Source organism: Jonquetella anthropi DSM 22815, from assembly GCF_000237805.1.
Taxonomy (GTDB): domain Bacteria; phylum Synergistota; class Synergistia; order Synergistales; family Dethiosulfovibrionaceae; genus Jonquetella; species Jonquetella anthropi.
The window spans coordinates 359,268-380,111 of record NZ_CM001376.1; the positions used below are offsets into that span (position 1 = coordinate 359,268).

The 20,844-nt window shown below is 63.2% G+C and carries 17 protein-coding genes and 1 riboswitch; of the genes, 8 read left to right on the forward strand and 9 right to left on the reverse strand.

Annotated features, from left to right (window positions below; genetic code table 11):
- The first annotated feature begins 19 nt into the window (after positions 1-19).
- The 4 genes from JONANDRAFT_RS01545 (at position 20) to JONANDRAFT_RS01560 (ending at position 4,020) form a co-directional block, all read left to right on the forward strand.
- The gene (locus JONANDRAFT_RS01545; protein WP_008522511.1) at positions 20-958 is read left to right on the forward strand and encodes an AEC family transporter; all 939 of its coding nucleotides are present in this window, start codon (positions 20-22) and stop codon (positions 956-958) included.
- 44 nt (positions 959-1,002) lie between these two features.
- Positions 1,003-1,157: riboswitch (adenosylcobalamin (AdoCbl) riboswitch) on the forward strand.
- A gap of 109 nt (positions 1,158-1,266) precedes the next feature.
- Positions 1,267-2,235, forward strand: a complete 969-nt coding sequence (locus JONANDRAFT_RS01550) for an ABC transporter substrate-binding protein (protein WP_008522512.1) — start codon at positions 1,267-1,269, stop codon at positions 2,233-2,235.
- A complete protein-coding gene (locus tag JONANDRAFT_RS01555; protein ID WP_008520157.1) occupies positions 2,225-3,265 on the forward strand; it encodes a FecCD family ABC transporter permease in 1,041 nt (346 codons plus the stop codon). The genes JONANDRAFT_RS01550 and JONANDRAFT_RS01555 overlap by 11 nt, the downstream gene beginning before the upstream one ends.
- Positions 3,262-4,020, forward strand: a complete 759-nt coding sequence (locus JONANDRAFT_RS01560; protein ID WP_008520158.1) for an ABC transporter ATP-binding protein — start codon at positions 3,262-3,264, stop codon at positions 4,018-4,020. The genes JONANDRAFT_RS01555 and JONANDRAFT_RS01560 overlap by 4 nt, the downstream gene beginning before the upstream one ends.
- A 56-nt stretch (positions 4,021-4,076) precedes the next feature.
- Here the strand turns inward: JONANDRAFT_RS01560 and JONANDRAFT_RS01565 are convergent, their stop codons facing one another.
- The 8 genes from JONANDRAFT_RS01565 to JONANDRAFT_RS01600 form a co-directional block, all read right to left on the reverse strand.
- Positions 4,077-5,987 carry a heavy metal translocating P-type ATPase gene (locus tag JONANDRAFT_RS01565; protein WP_008522513.1) on the reverse strand — a complete coding sequence of 637 codons (1,911 nt, stop codon included), beginning with the start codon at positions 5,985-5,987 and terminating at the stop codon, positions 4,077-4,079.
- Between the two features lie 9 nt (positions 5,988-5,996).
- On the reverse strand, positions 5,997-6,947 hold the full coding sequence (gene hflK, locus JONANDRAFT_RS01570; protein ID WP_008522514.1) for a protease modulator HflK: 951 nt from the start codon (positions 6,945-6,947) through the stop codon (positions 5,997-5,999).
- The gene (gene hflC, locus JONANDRAFT_RS01575) at positions 6,944-7,930 is read right to left on the reverse strand and encodes a protease modulator HflC (protein WP_008522515.1); all 987 of its coding nucleotides are present in this window, start codon (positions 7,928-7,930) and stop codon (positions 6,944-6,946) included. Before hflC ends, hflK (JONANDRAFT_RS01570) begins: the two co-directional genes overlap by 4 nt.
- A gap of 13 nt (positions 7,931-7,943) precedes the next feature.
- Complete coding sequence (gene hflK / locus JONANDRAFT_RS01580; RefSeq protein ID WP_008522516.1) at positions 7,944-9,740, reverse strand: protease modulator HflK; 1,797 nt, start codon at positions 9,738-9,740, stop codon at positions 7,944-7,946.
- A gap of 198 nt (positions 9,741-9,938) precedes the next feature.
- Positions 9,939-11,117 carry an NAD(P)-dependent malic enzyme gene (locus tag JONANDRAFT_RS01585; RefSeq protein ID WP_008522517.1) on the reverse strand — a complete coding sequence of 393 codons (1,179 nt, stop codon included), beginning with the start codon at positions 11,115-11,117 and terminating at the stop codon, positions 9,939-9,941.
- Positions 11,118-11,218: 101 nt separating this feature from the next.
- A complete protein-coding gene (locus JONANDRAFT_RS01590) occupies positions 11,219-14,191 on the reverse strand; it encodes a UPF0182 family membrane protein (RefSeq protein WP_008522518.1) in 2,973 nt (990 codons plus the stop codon).
- Between the two features lie 33 nt (positions 14,192-14,224).
- Positions 14,225-15,406 carry an MFS transporter gene (locus JONANDRAFT_RS01595; RefSeq protein ID WP_008520172.1) on the reverse strand — a complete coding sequence of 394 codons (1,182 nt, stop codon included), beginning with the start codon at positions 15,404-15,406 and terminating at the stop codon, positions 14,225-14,227.
- A gap of 26 nt (positions 15,407-15,432) precedes the next feature.
- A complete protein-coding gene (locus JONANDRAFT_RS01600) occupies positions 15,433-16,215 on the reverse strand; it encodes an LmeA family phospholipid-binding protein (protein ID WP_008522519.1) in 783 nt (260 codons plus the stop codon).
- An 89-nt stretch (positions 16,216-16,304) separates the two neighbouring features.
- Between JONANDRAFT_RS01600 and JONANDRAFT_RS01605 the strand changes: the two genes are divergently transcribed.
- Positions 16,305-16,679 (forward strand): RidA family protein, encoded by a 375-nt coding sequence (locus JONANDRAFT_RS01605; RefSeq protein WP_008520174.1) that lies wholly within the window; start codon positions 16,305-16,307, stop codon positions 16,677-16,679.
- Positions 16,680-16,758: 79 nt separating this feature from the next.
- Here the strand turns inward: JONANDRAFT_RS01605 and JONANDRAFT_RS01610 are convergent, their stop codons facing one another.
- Entirely contained in the window at positions 16,759-17,964 is a 1,206-nt protein-coding gene (locus JONANDRAFT_RS01610) for an FprA family A-type flavoprotein (protein ID WP_008520178.1), read from the reverse strand.
- Between the two features lie 209 nt (positions 17,965-18,173).
- Between JONANDRAFT_RS01610 and JONANDRAFT_RS01615 the strand changes: the two genes are divergently transcribed.
- From JONANDRAFT_RS01615 to pstA, 3 genes are all read left to right on the forward strand, one after another.
- The gene (locus tag JONANDRAFT_RS01615) at positions 18,174-19,004 is read left to right on the forward strand and encodes a phosphate ABC transporter substrate-binding protein (protein WP_035786697.1); all 831 of its coding nucleotides are present in this window, start codon (positions 18,174-18,176) and stop codon (positions 19,002-19,004) included.
- A gap of 122 nt (positions 19,005-19,126) precedes the next feature.
- On the forward strand, positions 19,127-19,993 hold the full coding sequence (pstC, locus tag JONANDRAFT_RS01620; protein ID WP_008520181.1) for a phosphate ABC transporter permease subunit PstC: 867 nt from the start codon (positions 19,127-19,129) through the stop codon (positions 19,991-19,993).
- A complete protein-coding gene (gene pstA, locus JONANDRAFT_RS01625; protein ID WP_008520184.1) occupies positions 19,990-20,844 on the forward strand; it encodes a phosphate ABC transporter permease PstA in 855 nt (284 codons plus the stop codon). Before pstC ends, pstA begins: the two co-directional genes overlap by 4 nt.

Sequence of the window (20,844 nt, forward strand, 5' to 3'; positions counted from 1 at the left end):
ATCTGGAGAGGAGAATTGGATGTCTGTCGTTTCACCTGTTATTGCGCTGCTGTCCTTGATGTTTTTGGGGTGGTGGCTCCATGGACGCGGGATTGTGACCGAAGCGGCTGAGGTCGGAATGACCCAGCTGCTTTTTTATGCTTTCATGCCGGCGGCCCTGTTCGTCGCGGGGCTCAAGTTCCGGCCCGGACAGGTCCAGGGGCTGAGGTACACGCTGATCATTTATGGCGGGTTCCTGTTCGCGATGGCGGCGGCGGGACTGCTGGCGTGGCTTCGGGGATTTGACCGGCGGCGGGTCGGCGCGGTCTTTCTGGCCGACGTGCGGAGCAACATCATCTACGTGGCCATGCCGTTGGTCGCCCTGTGGCTGGGCGAGGACGGCGAGTCGGCCATGGCGGCTTTCGTCGCGCTGTCGACGCCGTTCTACAACATCGGCCCGCTGATGGCGGCGGAGGTCGCCCTGTCCGGCCGGTTTGACTGGCAGGGCTTGGCCGACGGGGCCAAGCGGACCGCCGTCAACCCGGTGTTCATCGCGCCGCTTTTGGCGATGGGGTTCGTCTTCACCGGCACGGCCTCGGTCATCCCTGAATGGCTGCTGACGGCCTTGGGAATTATGGGGCAGGGCTCGACGGCTCTGGCCCTCGTCGTCATCGGCGCGTCGCTGGACCTTCATGGTCTCCCCCGGGCGCTGAAAGGCTGCTGGCCTGACTTGGCGGTCAAGCTGGTTCTGCTGCCGCTTTTCGTCTTCGCCTGTTATCTCGTTTGGCCTCTGTCGGATAAGACGGCTATGGTGGCGACGGTCATCACCTGCGCGGCCAGCCCAGCGTTCAACTGTTACATCATCGGCCGGTCGATCGGCCTCGACGCGGAGTACCTGTCGGGCCTGCTGGCATGTGGGACCGTCATCGGCGCCGGAACGGCTGCCGTTTGGATGGCTCTCGCGTCGGCTTTTTTGTAAAGAGAATTCTTGACTGGCTGAGCGGTCTGTTTTATGATGAGCAAAACGTCAAATGAACGCGTTTCGGCCCAGGGAAGCCGGTGAAAATCCGGCGCGGTGCCGCCACTGTGAGCTCGGGCCCCTCGGGGCCCGGCGAGTCAGACTGCTGGCCGGACGCGAGTCTTCGATGGCCCGCGGCCTACGGGTAACTTCGATGTTTCGCCGAGGGCGCTTACCCCAACGGCGGCAACAGCGACGGGCAAAGGCCCGTCGCTTTTTTAGCCAGTTTTAAAGACAGCAGGAACAGATCACAAAGGAGGAATGGGAGAATGTTTGGATCCAAAAAGGTTTTGCTTTCCCTGGGAGCTGCAGCTGCGGCTCTCGCGATGGCGGCGTCAGGGGCCGGCGCTCAGGACGTGCCGACCGTCTCCGGCGAGGTGGACGGGGTCAAGTACACCTGCAAATTCGAGCAGGCGCCCAAGCGGGCGGTCAGCCTGTCCCACTTCACCACTGAGATGATGCTGGCTCTGGGGCTCGAGCCGTCGATGGTCGGCACCGCGTTCCTCGAGGAGCCGATTTATCCGCCCGTTGCCGAGGCGTACAAGAAGGTCCCCGTGCTGTCCGACACTTGGCCGTCGATGGAAGTCTTCATGGCCACTTCGCCGGACTTCGCCACCGGCTGGGCTACCGCCTTCTCCAAGAAGGGGCTGGAAGCTCAGGCGCTGCTCGATCGGAACGTGAAGATTTTCATTCCCCGTTCGACCGTGGACTTTGACGCCAACCTGGACACGCTGTTTGACGATTTCATGACCTTCGGGCGCATCTTCCGGGTTGAAGACCGGGCGAAGGCGTACGTGGAAAAGCAGAAGGAGCAGCTGGCGGCGATTCAGAAGCGCATTGCCGGCAAGCCCGCGAAGAAGATTTTCATCTACGATTCGGGCAGCGACGACGCGTTCACCGTGTATGAGGGTTTCACCACCAACCTGTTCCGCCTGATCGGCGCCGAGAACATTTTGGCCGGCAAGGGCGTGAAGAAGACGTGGGGCAAGTGCAGCTGGGAAGAAGTCGTGGCCGGAAACCCGGACGTGATCGTGGTCATCGGCTACAGCAAGAGCGTTCGCTTCCAGGAGACCGACGCGCCCACGAAGATCGAGTGGCTTAAGAACTTCGCGCCCCTCAAGGACGTGACGGCCATCAAGAACAACGCGTTCGCACAGGTGAGCTTGGCTGATATCTGCCCGGGCATCCGGAACATCGACGCTCTGGAGCGGCTGAGCAAGGCTGTGTATGGCGACTAGAACTGACAGGAGGGCAAAAGCGGGCACGCTTTTGCCCTTTCTTTTGGTCTTCTTGGTCGTCTCGGTGCTGCTGTCGCTCGGCATCGGCGCGGTTCACGTCCCGCTGTCCCAGACGGCGGCCGTCCTCGTCTCGCACCTGTGGGGCGGCCCGGGCGGAGGGCCAGCGGCCGAGGCGATCGTCTGGGGGCTGCGCCTTCCCCGGGTGCTTCTTGCCGCCTCTGGAGGGGCGGTCTTGGCTCTGGCCGGCGTCTTGATGCAGACTTTGACTCGCAACCCGGTAGCCGAACCGTACGTGCTGGGCCTTTCCAGCGGGGCGTCGGCCGGCGCGGTGTGGATCATCATCTTCGGCGGGCTGCCGTGGGCCGGCGGGTGGGCCGTCCAGCTGGGCGCCTTCGCCGGCGCCGTGCTCTCGCTGGCCGTCGTGCTGTCGCTGGCGGGAAAAAGGCCGTCAGCCCTGCGGCTGGTGCTTTTAGGGCTGGGCGTCGGGGCGTTTTTCTCAGCCTTAACGGCGTTCACGCTCTGCGAGGCCCACAACGACTCGGAGCTGCGCAGCGCGATGTTCTGGATGCTGGGCAGCTTTTCGACCGCCCGGCTGGCCGATCTGCCGCCGGTGCTGTTGGCGCTGGCCGCTGGCGTGGTCGGGACCTTGGCCGCTCACAAAGAGTTGGACGGTCTGTTGCTGGGCGACGGACCTGCCGCGTCGCTGGGCATTCCCGTTCGGCCGGTTCGGATCGGCGCGGCCCTGACGTCCGCTCTGGTGGTGGCGCTGTTGGTGTCTAAAACCGGCGTGGTTGGGTTTGTCGGGCTACTCGCGCCGCACTTGGCCCGCCGTCTCGTCGGGCCGGGGCACAAGGGGCTGACGGCCGTGGCCCTGCCCTTGGGCGCGATTATCCTCGTCTGGGGGGACACGCTCGCCCGCACGGTGTACGCGCCTCAGGAACTGCCGGTCGGGGTCCTCACGTCTCTGGTCGGCGCGCCGTTGTTCGTGTGGCTCGTCCAGAAAGACTATTCGTTCGGAGGCCAGTCGTGATAGAGATTAAAGATCTGAGCTGCCAGCTTGGGGACCGGTACGTGCTGGATCACGTGTCCTGCTCGTTCGGCGACGGGCTGGTCACGGCGGTCATCGGCCCGAACGGTAGCGGAAAGACGACGCTCCTGCGCCACCTGACCCGAACCTATCCGTCCCAAGGCCGGATAAAAATCGACGGCGTGCCGCTGGAGACCCTGTCGTCCCGGCAGCTGGCCAGAAACTTGGCCGTGCTGGAACAGGACGCCATGCTGCTGGGAGCTGACTTTACCGCTTCCGATTTGGTGGTGATGGGCCGTTACGCCCAGCGCGGATTCGGCCGGGCGTACGAGGCGGACGACTTTGGATTCGCCGAGGCCGCGTTGGCTCGGGTGGGCCTCGAGGGGTTCGGATCCCGTCGGGTGTCCGATATGTCCGGCGGGGAGCGGCAGCGGGTCATGCTGGCCCGGGTGCTGTGTCAGGACGCCGCGGCGCTCGTCCTCGACGAGCCGATGAACCACCTTGACCCGGCTCACGCTTTGGCCGTTGCGGCGCTGCTCCGGCAGGAGAAGAAGACGACCGCGGTGGTCATTCACGACCTGAACTTGGCGTCTCTCGTCGCCGACCGGATTTTGGCACTGGAAGACGGACGAGTGGCCGGGTACGGGACGCCGGCCGAGTTGCTGACGGCCCCGTTCGTCAAGAAACTGTTCGGCGTGGACGCGGCTGTGACGCTCTTCGACGGCCGGCCGCACTTGGCCTTTCGACTTCCCGGATAACGTGGCGAATAAAAATGCCGCCGCCCTCAAAAGGGCGGCGGCGTTTTTATTTGCCGTCAGCGCGAAAGGGAACCTTCCGGCGTCAGGGACAGGAGCCGGGAGCTGTTGAGCAGGACGGCGAACGCGCCCACGTTGTGGAGCACCGCGCCGGTCAGAGGGACGACGATTCCCGCGGCCGAGAGGGCGATCATGACGAAGCTGATCGAGAACGTGAGAGCCACGTTCTGGACGATGATCCGTCTGGTGGAGCGGGCCAAGTCGAGGGCGAACGGGATGTGGTTCAGGTCGTTGTTCATCAGAGCCACGTCCGCGCTGTCCACGGCGGCGTCGCTGCCCATGGCGCCGAGCGCCAGTCCGACGTCGGCTTCGGCCAACGCCGGCACGTCGTTGACCCCGTCGCCGGCAACCAGTACTACGCCGGACCCTCGAAGCTCTCGGACGGCTTCCAGCTTGTCTTCCGGCAGGAGCCGGGAGCGGATATCGTCCATGCCGCAGGCTTTCCCCACGGCCTGAGCCGATGAGTCGTTGTCGCCGGTCAGCATGACGATCCTCTTCACGCCCAGCTGGCGCAGACGTCCCATGGCCTCCGGGGCGCTGTTCCTCACTTGGTCGCCGAAGAGCAGACAGCCCAGCAGGCGGCCGTTTTTCGCAGTCCACGACACCGGGCCGATGTTTGAGACGTCCGGCACGTCAAAGCCCTCTTCGGTCAGCCAGCCGGCGCTGCCGAAAAGGATGACGTCGCCGCCGCGCCGGGCTTCCATGCCTCGGCCGGAGTGTTCCCGCACTTCCCAGTCCGTCCACGAGCCGGCGGTTCCGGCAGCGGCGGCAACGGCCCGGGAGATGGGATGAAGCGAGTCTTTGGCGGCAACGGCTGCCGCTTCGAGCAGTTCACTTTTCGTGACGCCGGGCTGTGGCTGAAGGTCGGTGCACTGAAGCTCGCCCAGCGTGAGGGTTCCCGTCTTGTCCAAAACGACCGTGTCGACCCGGGTCAGGTCCTCGATGAACTTGGAGTTTTTAATGAGCAGCCCGTGCCGCGACGCGGTTCCCAGCGCGGCGATCATCGGGGCGGAGCTGACCAGCAGCTGGCCGCACGGGCAGCTGACGACGAGAATGGCGATGGCCCGTGAGATGTCGTGGGTGAAAAGCCCCACGGCTCCGGCTGCGGCCAAAGAGAACGGGATGTAGTAGTGGAGAAACGTGTCGATGACGCGGGCTTCGGGAATCGTGATTCGCTCGGCCCGGTGCATTAGCTCCAGAATCTTGGCGAACGACGTGTTGTCCGCCGGCTTGTCGACCCGGACTGTCAGGGGGCCGTCCAAGTTGACTGTCCCAGCGTACACCGGGTCTCCCGCTTTGACGGACTGGGGCAGCGACTCGCCGGTCAGCGATTTTTGGTCCACGTTGCTCTTGCCGGACAGGACGGTCCCGTCGATGGGGAAGGTCATTCCCGGCTTGACGGCGACAATCTGTCCCGGCACAAGGCTTGCGGCGTCTACCGACCGTTCCGCGCCGTCTTCGACGAGCAGCGCCGTCTTAGCCTGCATGCGGCGAAGTCCCTCGATGGCCTCGCGCCCGCCCAGAATGCTGCGCTCTTCGAAGAAGTGGGCGCACGACAGGATGACGGGAATCAGCACGGCGGTCACGTGGGATCCGCTGACGAAGCTCGCCAAAATGGCGATGGTGACGAGAATTTCAGTGCTGTTCGTCGTGTTGGGGCTTAAAAAACCCTGCGCGGCGGCGACGAACGCCGGGGACGCGCCGATCAGGCAGCCGGCCAAGAAGATAAAGCCGGTGACGGCGGTTTGGGAGGGGAAGAGGCTCCGGTAAATTAGGCCGGCGAAAAGGCAGGCCAGAGCGGCCAGCGCCAGAAAAATGCGGTTTTCGATGCGCTCCCGCTCGCTGGCTGTGAGCGAGCTGCCGCCGGCGGCCCGCAGCGAGTCGTCGGCCATGGAATGAATGCGCTTCATGAGTTCCTCCTAAGGCAGCAGAAGCCGCGGCGAGCCGTCAGGCGGCAGGCCCCACGTGGTCTTCATGCGCTGCAGAAGCTCGGACACCCGGTCGGCCCACAGCCGTTCGGACGTGACCAGCGGGCTCGTCTGAAACTGGGGCAGCACGCCCCAGAACTCGGCCAGGTCGGTTTTGGCCGCGGCCGAGGCGTGAGACGCCAGCGCCTTGGCGTCCTGCACCGTCTGAGCCGCGTCGGCCACGGCGGCCGGGACGATCTGCTCCCGGTACTGAACCGCCTCTTTCACCGCCGTCTCCCGGTTGACCGTCGCATCGATGACCGCGTCAAATGCCGCTTTCGTCTCCCGCGGCGGCTCGATGGCGCGGAACTCGAGCGCGATCAGCCCGACGCCGGTGTCGAGCTTGTCCAGCTGTTTCTGAGCGGCGGACAGAATTTTTTCGGCCAGCTCCTTTTTGCCGGTGGTCAGCAGCTGATCCACCGGCGAGCCGGCGGCGGCCTGCCCGATGGCTGACGTGACGGTGCCTCTAACGATATCGGCGGGGTTTTGGACCGCTAAGGCCCAGGCGACCGGGTCTTCGATGCGGTACTTGGCGGTGGCGCGGAGCGTGACGGCGCTGCCGTCTCCCGTGAGGGCGTATCCGGAGGCGCGAATCAGTCCCAGAGTGGACAGCCCCGGCGCGAACGCGTCGATTGTCACCTCGTGGACGCGGCCGACCGGCACGACGACCACGCGGTCAATCACCGACGGGAACGCGACGAGCAGTCCAGGGCCGTGAACCTGCTCCTGCCGGCTTGAGCCCACCAGCCGGCCGAACCGCAGGATCACCGCCGCTTCGTCGTTTTTAATCATCCGAAGTCCGGAAAAGGCCAGACCGACGAGGATGATGATGACGCCCCAGCGGAAGCACCCCGCCAGAGTGACCAAGGCGTTGGCCAAGGCGGAGGAGTCTTGGCGGTTCACTGATTGCTCTCCGCGGCCGGCTCGTTCGGCGTTGAGACGGCCTTTTCTTTTGCTGGCGTCTGGGGAAGGGGCTTGCGGCCGATCAGCGGGTTGGCGCTCAGCACGTCAAACGGGCTCTGGGAAGTTCGGAGCACGAGGACCGTCGACTCGTTCACCGCAGCTTCAAGAACGCGGAGCTTGGTGAGGAACTTGAAGAGCTCCGGATCCTTCGAGTGGGCGGCCGCGTAGATGGCCGAGACGTCCTTCTCAGACTGGGCGGTGATGGCCGCGGCTTCTTCCTGCGCGTTGGCTCGGATCGTGGCGGCCTGCACGTCCGCGTCGCCGCGGATCGCCGACGCGTCGCGCTCGCCTTCGGCCGCCAGACGGACGACCTGCTTTTGCCGGTCGGCGGACATCTGGTTCAGCACGCTGGCCATGTTGGACGAGGGGAAACCGACGCGGCGCAGCTTGACCGCCGTCACTCGGACGCCGTACTGGCGCTGGGCCGAGTCGGCCACCTGATCGAACAGGTCCCCTTCGATCTTCTCGATTTTCAGGTCGCCCTCGTCCAGCGAGACGAGCGCGGTCAGGTCGTAGTTGCCCATCACGCCGTTGGTGGCGTTCGTCGTCAGGTCGTCAAGGTATTTGGACGCCTGTTCGTCGTTGCCGACTGCCGTGGCGAACTTGAGCGGATCGGATATCTGCCAGGTCGTCCAGGTCTGGAGCACGACGTTTTTCTTGTCCCGGGTGAGGGTTTCCAAAAAGCCCGACTCCTGGTACCGAAGGCGCCCGTCGTAGTGCCGAACTTCCTCAAACGGCCACGGGAGCCGGAAGTGGAGGCCCGACTGGGTCACCACAGACCGGGGCGCGCCAAACCGCAGCACCAGAGCCAGCTGACGCTCCTGAACCTGAAAGGTAAAGCCGAAAAAGGCGATCAGGCCCAGCGCCACGGCGGCCAGTACCCACTTGAGGCAGACCTGAGCGAGAGTTCTTTCTTTAGCCATTCGTCAATTCCTCCTATTTGCGTTCAGTGCTCGCCGGGCTGCCAGCCGCCTGCCCCGAGGCGGCGGATGGCGCGGTCGAAGCGGCGCCGGCTGAGCCGTTCTGGCCGTCCTGATAGAGAGTTGAGTCTAAAGCGGCGCCGTCGGCGCCTGTGAGCTGAGACTGGCCGTTGGAGAGGATCAGCCGCTCGGGGGCGACGCCGTCTCCTAGCAGATACAGTTTCCGCCCGGCCAAGGCCTGAGTCAGGGCGGCCATCGTCTTGGTGAACTCGTAGCAGGCCGGCGAGGAGTGGTACGCTTCCCGGCTGGCCAGATAACTCGTCGCCTCCGACTTGGCGTCGGCGTTTTTCAGCTCCGACTCGGCCTTGGCATCGTCCAGCATTCGCTTGCCGTCGCTTTGCGCGCCGGCTATCGCGGCGTCGGCGTCGCCCTGCGCGGCCAGTCGGGCGGTCGCCTTGTCGATCTGGGCGCTGACCACCGACTGGTAGACCGAGCCGATCTCGATCGGCGGGTGAATACTCTTGACCACCACGTCTTCGACTTGGAGACCTAAGGCGTTTTTGTTGCAGAAGTCCCTGAGCCCGTTCATAACCCGTTCGGACAGGTCGTGCCGCCGTTTGGAAATGAGGGTGTCCAGATCGCTGGACGCGGTCTCCTGAACCAACAGTCGGTAGGACTGGGCGATGAGCTGCCGCTCCGGGTCAGCGTAGTTGGTCAGGTAGCTGAACAGGTCCCCGATCCGCCATTTCACGATCAGGTTAATCGCGGCCAGCTCCTTGCCGCCGCCTGTGACCAACGACATCTCGTCGGTGCTGTGGGACTGGGCCCAGAGGAAGTCCTTTGACTGGTTGGGCTGAAAGCCCACTTCCTGCGCCTGAATCCGGTCGGTGTTGAAGACCTCGACTCGTCCAAGCGGCCACGGCGGCACCATGTGAAACCCCGGGCCGGTGATGTTATGAGCCGACAGCCGGCCGAAGTGGTACACCGCGGCCTGCTGGCCGGGGCCGACTTCCACGAACCCTGTGGCGTACCATATGATGCCCGCCACGGCCAGAGCCGTCAGGGGAAGTTTTTTCCGCAGGTACCCGAGGCTCCAGAGGGAGTGGAGCGACAGGCCGGTGTGGGCGGAAAGCTGATCGACCAGCGTCGAGCCGCCGAAGAGCCGGCCGGCCATGGCGAACTGCGCGTCGTTTCCGCTCCTGAGGGACAGGACGAACCCAACGGCGCCGACGGCAAACGAGACGAGAGCGTAGGCCCACAGCAGGATGAACGCGATCCGAACCGGCAGGGAAATCGAGACGCCTGTCCAGATGAACAGGGCCGCGCCGCCTGCCAGAATGCCGAAAATGACTCGGTCGGCCCGAAGGAACGCGCCGATCAGAGCGCCGTCGGCGACATCATCTTCAAAGAGTCTCCACCAACTGGCCAAGAGAATCGAAACGAGAAGCGGGACGACCGCCAAAATGCCGTCGAGCCACGACAAGGTCTCCTGGGGAGGCAAGTCGCCCACGATGAGGAAAAACCAGCTCCACACGGCGGCCAAAAGGACGAGCGGAACGATCGCGCCAAGCGTCCTGAGCCACGGCGGAACGACCGTCTTCTTTCTCGTCGCGTCCTCTCGGTCCGACGGGCCGAACAGCCGGCGAAGCTCGTCGGACGCCAGAAGCGCGCCGCACTGGGCGAACGCCAGAAGGGAACCGGCGAAGAACATGGCGAGCCCGGTTCGGTTCTGGACGGCCAAGCTGACAAATCCGGCGAGTGACAGCCCTAAAATGGCAGCCAGCCGTCTCTGGCCGGTTGATATGTTTTTCATCGTCTCACCTCATCACCCGGCAGGCCGGGTCAACTCAAAACAAGTGAATTATAACGTAGAACGCCGCAAGATTATCCTGTTGGAAGAGTAGTTAGAAGAGTCAAACGCCCGCGTCTCCCCGATATTCGGTAGAACTGATGACAAAGACGCCGGGCCGTTCCCCCAGTGAGGCGGAAACGGCCCGGCGGTTCAGAAATGTTACAGTCGGGCGACGCCGGTCTCTCGCGCGGCCTTCGACACGGCGGCCGCGACGGCCGGCACGACGCGAGGATCGAAGCTGTCCGCGATGACCAAGTCGGCGCTCAGTTGATCGTCGGGAATGAGGCCTGCCAACGCGTCGGCTGCGGCTAACGTCATGCGGTCGTTAATGCAGGAGGCCTGGACGTCCAGCGCCCCACGGAAGATGCCGGGGAAGCCGAGGCAGTTGTTGACCTGGTTGGGGAAGTCGCTTCGGCCGGTGCCGACGACCGCCGCGCCGTTCTCCTTCGCTTCCTGCGGGAAGATCTCCGGCACCGGGTTGGCCATGGCAAAGATCACCGAGTCGGGCGCCATGGACCTGACCATCGCCCCGGTGAGCGCCCCGGCGACCGACGTGCCGAGGAAAACGTCCGCCCCCTTGACCGCGTTGGCCAGCGTCCCTTCGACGCCGCGCGGGTTGGTGGCCTCCGCCAGACGCGCCTTGCACGGGGAAAGATCCCTAGAACGGGACAGGATGCCCCGGGAGTCGCACAGGACGATGTCCGACGCGCCCGCCTGGGCCAGCAACAGGGCAATGGCCGTTCCGGCCGCGCCGGCACCGTTGATGACGATTTTCGTCTCGGCCATCTTCCGGCCCGTGACCTTCAGCGCGTTCAGCAGCGCGGCCAGCAGGACGGTCGCCGTGCCGTGCTGGTCGTCGTGGAAAACCGGAATGTCGCAGGCGTCCTTCAGACGGGTTTCAATTTCGAAGCACCTAGGCGCGGAGATATCTTCGAGGTTGATGCCGCCCAGAGTCGGCGTCAGGGCGGAGACGATTTTGACGATTTCGTCTGGGTCCTGAGTTCTCAGGCACAGCGGAAACGCGTCGAGGTCCGCGAACGTTTTAAAGAGGACGCACTTGCCCTCCATGACGGGGATCGCTGCCTCGGGGCCGATGTTCCCCAGCCCCAGAACGGCGCTGCCGTCGGAGATGACGGCCACCGTGTTGGCCTTGGCCGTCAGCTCGTAAATCTCCTGCCGGTCCGAGCTGATCACCCGACAGGGGCCGGCGACGCCGGGCGTATAAGCCAAGGCGAGGTCGGCCATGTTTCCGACGGCCATTTTAGGGCTCATCGCCACCTTGCCGCGGCAGGAACGGTGAAGGTCAATAGAACGCTGATAGACGTCTTGAGATGCCATAAAAGTCACTTCTCCTTTGAAAAGTTCATGCTTTTGCCCGCCGCGCTCAGTTCCGCCGGGAAAAGGAAAAGTCAGGGGACGACGGAACGTCCACTGACGGTCTACTTGGAAGAGTCAGCAGCTGGAGCGCCTTCCGGTTCCTCAAGTTGAGCGCCGGTCGCCTCGAGAAGCCCGGAGAGGATCGTTTCAAGCCGGTTCATCGACTTGCCGTACGACGCCCAGTCTCCGGCTTTCATCGCCGCCTGTCCGTCGAGCCAAGCCTCTTGGGCCTGTCGGGCCAGTTCTGCCGCGTTCCCCCCAGCGGTCTGTCCGCCGGATGCCTTCTCCTGCGGCTCTGGGGTCTTCGGCTGAGGCGGCAGGGCGCCGCCGGCCGTCTGGGCCAGAAGTTTTTCCAGCGCCCCGGCGAATGTCTCGTCCCACGCGACTCGCCCGCCGCTGGACAGGATAATTCGCTTTAGCTCCGGCATTTCGCTGGTCTCGGCCTTCAGGTACAAGGGCTGAACGTAGAGCAGCGACTTGCCCACCGGGATCACCAGCAGGTGCCCTCTGATGACGTCGCTGCCGCGCTGGGACCACAGCGACAGCTGGGCGGAGATTTCAGGCGTTTGGTTGATCAGGGCGGCCACTTGATTGGGGCCGTAGATCAGAGTTCGCTTGGAGAACCGATAGACCAACAGGTCGCCGTATCTGTCGCCGTCACAGCGGCCGGCCAGCCACGCGATCATGTTGTCTCGGCCAACCGGCGTGTAGGGCGTCATCAGCATGAACTCGGAGTTCTTTTCGCCTTCCAGCTTCAGCGTCACGTAGTACGAGTCCAACGAGCCGCTGCCGCTTGTCAGCTCGGGAATAGTCCGCCAGTCCCTTTCGTAGTCCGATTCCACCGAGCTGTTTTCGCCGCCGGTCCCGGTCAGAGTCCGCCACACGTCTTCCTTGTTGTAGAACGTGTTGGGGTCCTGCATGTGGTACGTGGCGTACACGTTGGCCTGAACGGAGAACAGGTCTTTCGGATAGCGCAGGTGAGGTTTCAGGTCGTCGCTCATCTGGGACGCCGGCTTGAAGAGCGACGGGAAAATCCGGCTCCACGTGGCGATCAGCGGGTCCTGTTCGTCGACGACGTAAAAGTTCATCGTGCCGTCGTACGCGTCGACCGTGGCCTTGACGCTGTTTCGGATGTAGTTCAGCGTCAGGGAACGGTAGGATGAGCGAGGGTCCTTCATGTGAAGCTGGGTCGGCTCCGAGTAGGGATACCGGTCCGTGACGGTGTAGGCGTCCACAATCCAAATGATTCGCCCGTCGACGATCGCCGGGTACGGGTCGCTGTCGTAGAGGAGGAACGGCGCGGCTTGATTAAGCCGGTCGATGATATTGCGCTGGTACATGACCCGGCTGTCGTCGTCAAACACGTCGGAGAAGAGGATCTTCGAGTCGTTGAACGCCAGTGCGAAGACCAGCTGACGCCACAGCGAGTTGATCGGCACGCCGCCGGTTCCCTGATAGAACGATCGGGCGTTCGCCTCGCCCATCGGGTAGTCGAACTCCTTCACCTTCGTTTTAACGAAGGCGTAGTCCGACGTCTCCTCGCCGAAGTAAATTTCCGGCCGCTGAACGTTAATCGGCACGGACGTGACCGGCGGAAGGTCCCGAATCCACAGCGGCGGCTGTCCGTTGGCGGCGACCTGACCTGCCGGGTTCATCACTAGGCCGAACCCGTGGGTAAATTCCAAGTGGCTGTTGACCCAGGTGGGGTTCTGCATGCCCGAAGGGTCAAGCTCCCGAACGGCCAGCATGACTTGGCGCTGGCGGCTGTTGATGACATACCGGTCCGTGTCGACGCCCGAAAAATTGTAGTAGCTCCGGATCTCTTGGAGCTGCTTGTAGCTGCGGATCAGAGCGCGGTAGTCCCAGAGCCGCACGTTGTCCAGCGTCTCGGCGTCGGACTGGACGTCCGCCTGGCTTATCGCGGGCGTCGGTTCAATCGGGCTGATCTGGGCTTTGTCCAGACCGTAAGCCGCCAGCGTCGCGGCGATGTTGTACTCGATGTAAGGCTTTTCTTTTTGGAACTCGTTGGGTTCGACCACGTACTTCTCGACCAGCGAGGGGACGATGGACTGCAGCACGGCGCTGGCGGCGACGAAGCTCAGCAGCATGATGCCGACGAATTTCCAGCTCCTGTTGGCCCGAATTGCCGCCAGAAGGCCAACTCCGACGGACAGGGCGAGAAGCGCTAAAGCCCAGTAAGCCCAGACCACCGCATGCATGTCCGTGTAGCTGGCGCCAAACCCCACGCCCCGGGGCGAGTAGAGCAGGTCATACCGGCGGAGCCAGAACGAGATGGCCCACAAGACCGTCAGGAGCGCGCCGAGGCCCAGCAGGTGACTTTTGACCGGGTGAGGAATCGCCGCGACCCCGCCCTGCTTCAGCGCCGCGAACAGCGCGAGAGCGTACACGGCCGCTGACGCCACGATGGTGACGAACAGCAGGTTCACCAGCCAGCCGCGCAGGAACCTCAGGAACGGCAGGGTGAAAACGTAGAACCCGACGTCCCGGCCGAAGATCGTTTCCGTCGTGCCGAACGGCTTGCCGTAGAGGAACTGGAGCACCATCGGCCACTGGTCCATCACTGGCAGGGACAGCCGGAGGGACAGCAGGATCGCCGCCACCCAAACGACGATCAGAGACGTGCGGAAGCCGAACAGCGGGGCCAGCTCGTTGCCGGAGTTCTCCGCGAACTGGCGTCCGCGCCGGCGGGCAAGCAGGAGAGACGGCGCCAAAACGGCGCAGGCGATGATCGTAAAGACCCCCAAGAGGACCCACTGGGGAAGGACCTGCGTCCAAAAGACCGGCGTCAGGCGCTCGGCGGCGTACCACCAGTAGGACGCCAAGAATCTGGCCAGCGCCGGAAGCCCGACCAGAACGAACAGCAGAACGAGCCCGATGACGACGGTTCGCTTCCGCAGAGGGAACCCGCGGCGGAAGACCGGCTGGTTTTCAGACGGCGCGTCGTCGGAAAAGTCGTCGGTGAAGCGGCGGGAGAAGTCCCGAAAATTGCCGAAACCTCCGAATTGAAACGGCATAAGCATTTCTCCTTTCAGGGGCGGATGGGGACGTTACTTGCCGAGCGCCGCGCCGGGAATGCGGCGCGGCCAGATGAAAGTCACGACGCCGAGCGCCGCGATCGGCAGCAGAGCGGTCAGCGACAGGGCGTGTTCGATGCCGATTCGGCCGGCCAAAAAGCCGAGCGGCGTCATCATGACGCCGGCGGCGCCGAACGACAGCCCCATCGTGAGGGAGCTGGACGTGCTCCGATCGTTGGGAGCCATCGACTGGGCGATGACCTCCACCAGCGGAGTGGAGCAGGTCAGAAAAAGCGACGCGGCGCTCATCGCGCCGACGGCAGTCCACAGGGGCAGCCACCGGGAGACGAAGAGCAACGCTGCGGCGATTGGCAGGGTAAAAAGAAGCAGCCGAGAGGCACGGGCTGAAGGCCAGAGCCGCACGAGGGCCAGCGGGGCCAGCGCGGAAAAGAACGTGAGAAAGAACAGCACTGTTCCCACCTGGGTCAAGTCGCCGCCGCGCAGGGCCACCAAAAGGGGCAGCAGGAAGGACAGCGCCTTGCAGGTCGTGTCGCGAAGGAACGTGACGCACCAGACCGGCCAAATGCGGCCGAACATGTTGGCGAGCTTGCTTGGCAGCCGTCTCAGCCCAGAAGGTTCGGACGCCGGGTCCTTAACCTGCGGCACGACGCGGACCACAGCGGCGGCGGCCAGAAGCGGAATGGCTAAGCCAGCCAGCGGCAAAATCGCCGGCGAAAACGTCTGGTACATGAAGACGCCGTAAAGCGGGCTCAGCGACGAGCCGAGCATGCCGCCGAACGAAAAAAGGGAGATCGACCGGCTCAGCTCCTCGGGGCGGGCCGAATAGCTGGCGGCTCCCTGAGCTTGGGGGTGAAAGCAGGCCGTGCCGAGTCCCCAGAGGAAGACGAACGCCAGCGCGGTGGCGAAGTTCGACGCCAGAGGAATCAGGAAACTGAAAAAGCCAGCGGCCAGCATGCCGCCCACGATCAAGTGGTTGTTGCCGCTTCGGTCGGACAGGTAGCCGGCCACCGGCTGAACGACCATGTGCATGACCCCGCCCAGACTGGTCAGAGCGCCGGCCTGTCCGAGAGAAAGGCCCAGCCGGGCGGCCAAAAGCGGGGTGAAAACTTGAACAAATTGGGCGTGCAGGTCGTTGACCAGATGACTCAGCGCCGTAACGCGCCACCGCGCCCGGCTGCTTTCTAGCCGTGGCATAGCAGAAGCCCCCCTCCAGGTGCGTTCTATTTGGTACGGCTCACCGCTTTGCCGTTCCACGTCCAAGTCGGCCCGTCGAACTGGCGCGGCAGGCGAAGCGTTTCGACGGTCGCCTGTTCGTCGGTCACCTTGATATGGGCGAGCTTCAGCGGGAGGCCGAACTTCTTCAGGTCCAAGATGGGCTGAACCCCCCGAATCATTTGGTTGACCGTCGAGAGCGGCACTGACCGGTCGTTGACCGAGAACGACTTGACGTCCAGCCACAGCTGGGAACCCTGCTTCACGTCGAACGCCGTCTGGGCGTTCATCTTGAAGGTCGTGTGAAAGAGCTTGAGGTCCACCTTCAGCCGGAAGGACATATCGACGTAGTCGGGGAAGAAGTCGACGGTGCCGTCTTTCCAGCGTCCGTGGTTGAACGTGCGCCCGGATAAGAAGTCCTTCACGTCCTGCTCGTTCACGACGGCGCGGGCGTTGCACTCCAAAAAGCCGAGGACTTGGGGCCGCTTGAGTTCCTTCCACTGTTCCGGCGGCGTCATGCGGAGATTGTACGCGGACAGCTCCGCTTCCGCGACCCTCATCCCCTGAATGTGAAGCCCCTTGAGCGAGATGTAAACCCTTGGGATCAGCCCGTCGTCGTGGGGCGGATATGCCATGACCATCTTGCCGCTTTCGGGGTGAAAGCCGTCGATGAACATCTGAAAAAAGCTAGCGGACAAGGCGTTCCCTTGGCTCCCGGCGGCAGGGACCGCCAGAGCAGGAAGGGCCGCCGCGGTTAGCGCGAAAAGAGCCGTGAACAGTTGACGAAGCACTCAGGACCACTCTCCGATTCGTGTATAATAATAAGGGCGCTTAGAGTTCGGTGGGCGCCGTTTTCAGCTTGAGTGAGGGAGGTATTCTTATGAAAAAAGTAGTCAGCACGAAAAAAGCTCCCGGAGCCATCGGCCCGTATTCCCAGGCCATCTGCGCCGGCCCGTTCGTCTTCACGTCCGGTCAGCTGGGCATGAACGCTGAGGGCGTTTTCCCCGCCACTGTGGAGGAGCAGACGAAACAGTCCCTTGAAAACGTCAAGGCCATTCTGGAAGCCGCCGGCTCGTCGATGGACAAGGTGGTCAAGACCACAGTCTTCTTGGCCGACATGAACGATTTCGCCAAGATGAACGGCGTGTACGCTACCTACTTCAACGGTCAGGAGCCTGCCCGCAGCGCGGTTCAGGTGGCCCGCCTGCCCAAGGATGGCAAGGTTGAGATCGAGGTCGTCGCCCTCGCCGAGTAACACAAATTTTTTTACCTGCAAAAGTCTCGCGCTCCTTATTTACAGAGGAGCGCGAGACTTTTTTATCCGGTCGGCCGCCTCAGGCCTGAGGCGCTTGGGCCATCATCTCGGCCATGCGCCGCCCGGCCTCGCGGCAGGCTTCAAGCTGTTCGGGCGTCGCGGCGCTTTGAATTTCTATCGGGTCGGACGCCATGACGAACTTGCCCTCTTGGGCAAATTCGATCAGCGGCTTGAGTTCCAGCCCTTTGCTCCAGCTGTAGTTGCCTCCCAAGGCGAGTATTCGGTCAGAAACCTTGCAGTTTCTGAGTTTTTCCAGCAGCGGCATCATGCCGGGGAAAAGGCCCATGTTGTAGCAGCAGGCGAACAGGCCCAGACCGCGGTAGCGCCACACGTCAGCGATGACTTCCGACAGGTCGGAGCCGCAGACGTCGTAAATTTTGACCGACAGGATGCCCTTTTCCCTCAGGCCCTGAGCGCAGGCTTCCGCCATCTGGGCGGTGTGTCCGTACATGGAGCCGTAGGCCAGCACGGCGCCGGGGACGGTCTCCTGCCGGCTCAGCCGGTCGTACAGCGACACGATCCGACTCACATGAGACCGATAAATTGGGCCGTGGGACGGGCAGATGCGCTGAATCGGCAGGTCCTTGCACTTGGCTAAGGCCTTTTGGACGAACGGGCCGAAACGGCCCACGATGGTGGCGTAGTACCGGCGGGTCTCGCTTTCCAAGTTGTCCAAGTCGTTCTCGTCGTCGAAGACCGAGCCGTCCAACGCGCCGTAGCTGCCGAAGGCGTCGCAGGGGAACAGCGTGCCGGTCGTCTCTTCCCAGGAGAACATCGTCTCCGGCCAGTGGACCATCGGGGCCAGAATGAACTTTAAGACGTGGCTCCCCAGCTCGAGCCGATCGCCTTCCCCGACCTGAAGGGTCCCGTCGATTGGGCCGTAGAACTGGCGCATTAGCTGGAGGGTTTGCTTGTTGCCGACCACTGTCATGCGGGGGAAGCGGCGGCGCAGCATAGAAATAGCGCTGGAATGATCGGGCTCCATGTGATTGACGATCAGGTAGTCGACCTGCCGGTCTTTCCCCAGGGCCGACTCGATGTGTCCCAAGTAGTCGTCGAGGAACCCGGCTCGGGCTCCGTCGATCAGGGCAACCTTTTCGTCGTCGATCAGGTAGGAGTTGTAGCACACCCCTCGTTTCAGCGGCCAGAGGTTTTCGAATCGGGCGGTTGTTCTGTCGTTCACGCCGACCCACCAAATGCGGTCAGTAATAACAGCAGTCTGCATGGCGATCCATCCTTTCGCTCGTGTCAGCCCGTCGCCGTCCCTCTCGGGGCGGGCGGGCTGCCGATGCTTTTTATTATACGAACTTGCTGTGTCGGCGCAACAGAGAAGAGCCCCTTGGGACTGTAACAAAGCTGTAACGTTTCCGTGGCGTTCTGTTAAGGGAGGGCGAATACACTCAAACTGTCACAGGAAGATAAATTTTGAGGAGGATGAGCGAATTGAAAAAAGTTCTTCTGTCGCTGATGTGCTTGTCGGTGTTTGCCGGGTGCAGCTGGGCTGCTGAAAAGAAGACCGTCGACATGAACGGTTCTACCACCGTTCTTCCGATCGCCCAGAAGGCCGCGGAGAAGTACATGGAGTCCCACAAGGACGTGACGATCACCGTTTCCGGTTCTGGCAGCGGCAACGGCATCAAGGCGCTGATCGACGGCTCCACGGACATCGCGAACTCGTCCCGATTCATCAAGGACGCGGAGGTCAAGGCAGCTATCGACGCCAAACGGTACCCGGTTCCCTTTGAAATCGCTCTGGACGCGCTGGTTCCGATCGTCAACCCGGCCAACCCGGTGACTGACCTTTCCAAGGATCAGCTGAAGCGCATTTACGCCGGCGAGATCACCAACTGGAAGGAAGTCGGCGGCGAAGATAAGGCCATCGCCGTCGTGGGTCGGGACACCAGCTCGGGCACCTTCGAAGTGTGGGAAGAAAAGATTATGAACAAGGCGCGGGTAACCACGGAAGCACTGGTCGTCGCTTCCAACGGCGCGGCTGTTCAGGCTGTGGCGGGCAACCCTCTGGCGATTGGCTACATCGGTCTGGGATACGAGGATCCGGCTGTGAAGGCCGTGAAAGTCGACGGGATCGAAGGCTCAGTCCAAACGGTTCGCGGCGGCACGTACTCCCTGGCTCGGGCGCTCTTCATGTTCACGAACGGCTGGCCGACGGGAACCGTGGCAGACGTTCTGAGTTTCATGCAGAGCGACGAGGGACAGGCTCTCGTGAAGGAATGCGGTTTCGTCCCGCTCCGGGACGTTCGGTAAGACTCGGTTTCTGACGGGAAGGTACTGCGCGGCCTCGAGGCCGCTGTCCGGCCGCCCGGCCGTCTCCGGCTCGGAGACGGAGCGGGCGGCTCCCGTCGTTTCCTGCCTGAAAGGAGAATTTCATGGACAGGAGGATGGAACTTCTCATCAAGGCCCTTTCGTGGGTCGGCGTGCTGATCATGGCGTTCATCCTTGTTTTCCTGCTCTGGGAAGGGTTGCCGGTCCTGAAGACTGTCTCTCTGGGCGAGCTTCTGACGGGCAAGCTGTGGTATCCCGCCGAAGAGCCCCCTGTGCTCGGCATGGCGGCCCTGATCGTCGGCTCTCTGGCGGTGACGCTGATTTCTACTCTGGTGGGGCTGCCGTTCGGCCTCGGCATGGCAATCTTTTTGGCCGAGATCGCGCCGCGCCGGATGAAGGAAATCCTCAAGCCCGCCTTGGAGCTGCTCGGCTTTCTTCCATCCATCGTGGTCGGCTTCCTCGGCATGGTCCTAGTTGCCCCTTGGATGCAGCAGACGTTCGGTCTGGTCAGCGGTCTCAACATGCTGAACGCGTCGATTCTTCTCGGGCTTTTGATGGTGCCGGTGGTCGGCTCTTTGGCTCAGGACGCGCTTGAGGCGGTGCCGCAGGACCTTCGGGACGCTTCGATGGCGCTGGGCGCCACCCGGTGGGAGACGATCTGCCGGGTCGTCCTTCGCGCCGCGTCGTCAGGGCTGATGTCGTCGGCTCTTTTGGGAATCATGCGGTCGTTTGGCGAGACGATGGTGGTCCTGATGGCTTCCGGCGGGGCGGCGGTCTTCCCGCGGTCCTTGACGTCGCCGGTTCGGCCTCTCACGTCCGCCATCGCGGCGGAAATGGGCGAGACGCCGGTCGGCTCGCCTCACTACCGGGCACTTTTTTTCGCCGGGCTGATCCTTGTGGCCGGCACTCTGATACTGAACGGCTTAGCGATGGCCGTTGAGCGCCGGAGCGCGTTGGGAGACAGGTCATGAGAAAGCTCAAGGACAAGGCGGCGACGATCCTCTTCTGGGGAATTGCCCTGACGTTTATCCTACTGGCGGTTGGCATCCTTGCGTTCATTCTCCAAAGAGGCTGGTCGGCGCTCTCGTGGGAGTTTCTGACCGAAAAGCCGCGGAACTCCATGACGGCCGGCGGTATTTTGACGCCCATCGTCGGGACGGTTGAGCTGGTCGTGCTTTCCATGGCGTTCGCCCTGCCGATCGGCGTCGCAACCGGGCTCTTTTTCGCCGAGTACGCCAAGCCGGGGCCGTTCGTCAGCGCGCTGCGGACCGCTATCCGGTGTCTGGCCGGCGTTCCGTCGGTGGTCTTCGGGCTCTTCGGGCTGGAGCTGTTCGTCATCCTGTGCCATTTTGGCCCCAGCCTGCTGTCCGCGTCCCTCACGCTGGCATGTCTCAGCCTGCCGCTGCTGGTCACGTCGTCCGAGCAGGCGTTCAGGGCGGTTCCTCAGGACGAACGGCTGGCGTCATACGCGCTCGGCGCGGGCAAGTGGCACACCATTTGGCACGTCGTTTTCCCGTCGTCCGTGCCGTCGATCATCACCGGGGCGATTCTCGCCCTCGGACGAGTTGCCGGCGAGACGGCGCCGATCATTTTCACCGGCGCGGCGTTTTTCGTGCCTCACCTGACCGCCAGCCTGTTCGATCAGGTGATGGCCTTGCCGTATCACGTGATGGTCTTGGCGACGGCCGGAACGGATATCTCCGGGACGCGCCACATACAATACGGGACGGTGGTCGTGCTGCTCGTGCTCGTCATGTCCCTGTGCCTGACAGGTATTTTGGCCCGCAACCGTCTCAGCCGGAAGCGCCGGCGCGGGGCGTAA

Coding starts and splice junctions, on each gene's coding strand:
- JONANDRAFT_RS01545 (WP_008522511.1), top strand. CDS start 20: ATGTCTGTCGTTTCACCTGTTATTGCGCTGCTGTCCTTGATGTTTTTG.
- JONANDRAFT_RS01550 (WP_008522512.1), top strand. CDS start 1,267: ATGTTTGGATCCAAAAAGGTTTTGCTTTCCCTGGGAGCTGCAGCTGCG.
- JONANDRAFT_RS01555 (WP_008520157.1), top strand. CDS start 2,225: ATGGCGACTAGAACTGACAGGAGGGCAAAAGCGGGCACGCTTTTGCCC.
- JONANDRAFT_RS01565 (WP_008522513.1), bottom strand. CDS start 5,987: ATGAAGCGCATTCATTCCATGGCCGACGACTCGCTGCGGGCCGCCGGC.
- hflC (WP_008522515.1), bottom strand. CDS start 7,930: ATGGCTAAAGAAAGAACTCTCGCTCAGGTCTGCCTCAAGTGGGTACTG.
- hflK (WP_008522516.1), bottom strand. CDS start 9,740: ATGAAAAACATATCAACCGGCCAGAGACGGCTGGCTGCCATTTTAGGG.
- JONANDRAFT_RS01585 (WP_008522517.1), bottom strand. CDS start 11,117: ATGGCATCTCAAGACGTCTATCAGCGTTCTATTGACCTTCACCGTTCC.
- JONANDRAFT_RS01590 (WP_008522518.1), bottom strand. CDS start 14,191: ATGCCGTTTCAATTCGGAGGTTTCGGCAATTTTCGGGACTTCTCCCGC.
- JONANDRAFT_RS01595 (WP_008520172.1), bottom strand. CDS start 15,406: ATGCCACGGCTAGAAAGCAGCCGGGCGCGGTGGCGCGTTACGGCGCTG.
- JONANDRAFT_RS01605 (WP_008520174.1), top strand. CDS start 16,305: ATGAAAAAAGTAGTCAGCACGAAAAAAGCTCCCGGAGCCATCGGCCCG.
- JONANDRAFT_RS01610 (WP_008520178.1), bottom strand. CDS start 17,964: ATGCAGACTGCTGTTATTACTGACCGCATTTGGTGGGTCGGCGTGAAC.
- JONANDRAFT_RS01615 (WP_035786697.1), top strand. CDS start 18,174: ATGAGCGAATTGAAAAAAGTTCTTCTGTCGCTGATGTGCTTGTCGGTG.
- pstC (WP_008520181.1), top strand. CDS start 19,127: ATGGACAGGAGGATGGAACTTCTCATCAAGGCCCTTTCGTGGGTCGGC.
- pstA (WP_008520184.1), top strand. CDS start 19,990: ATGAGAAAGCTCAAGGACAAGGCGGCGACGATCCTCTTCTGGGGAATT.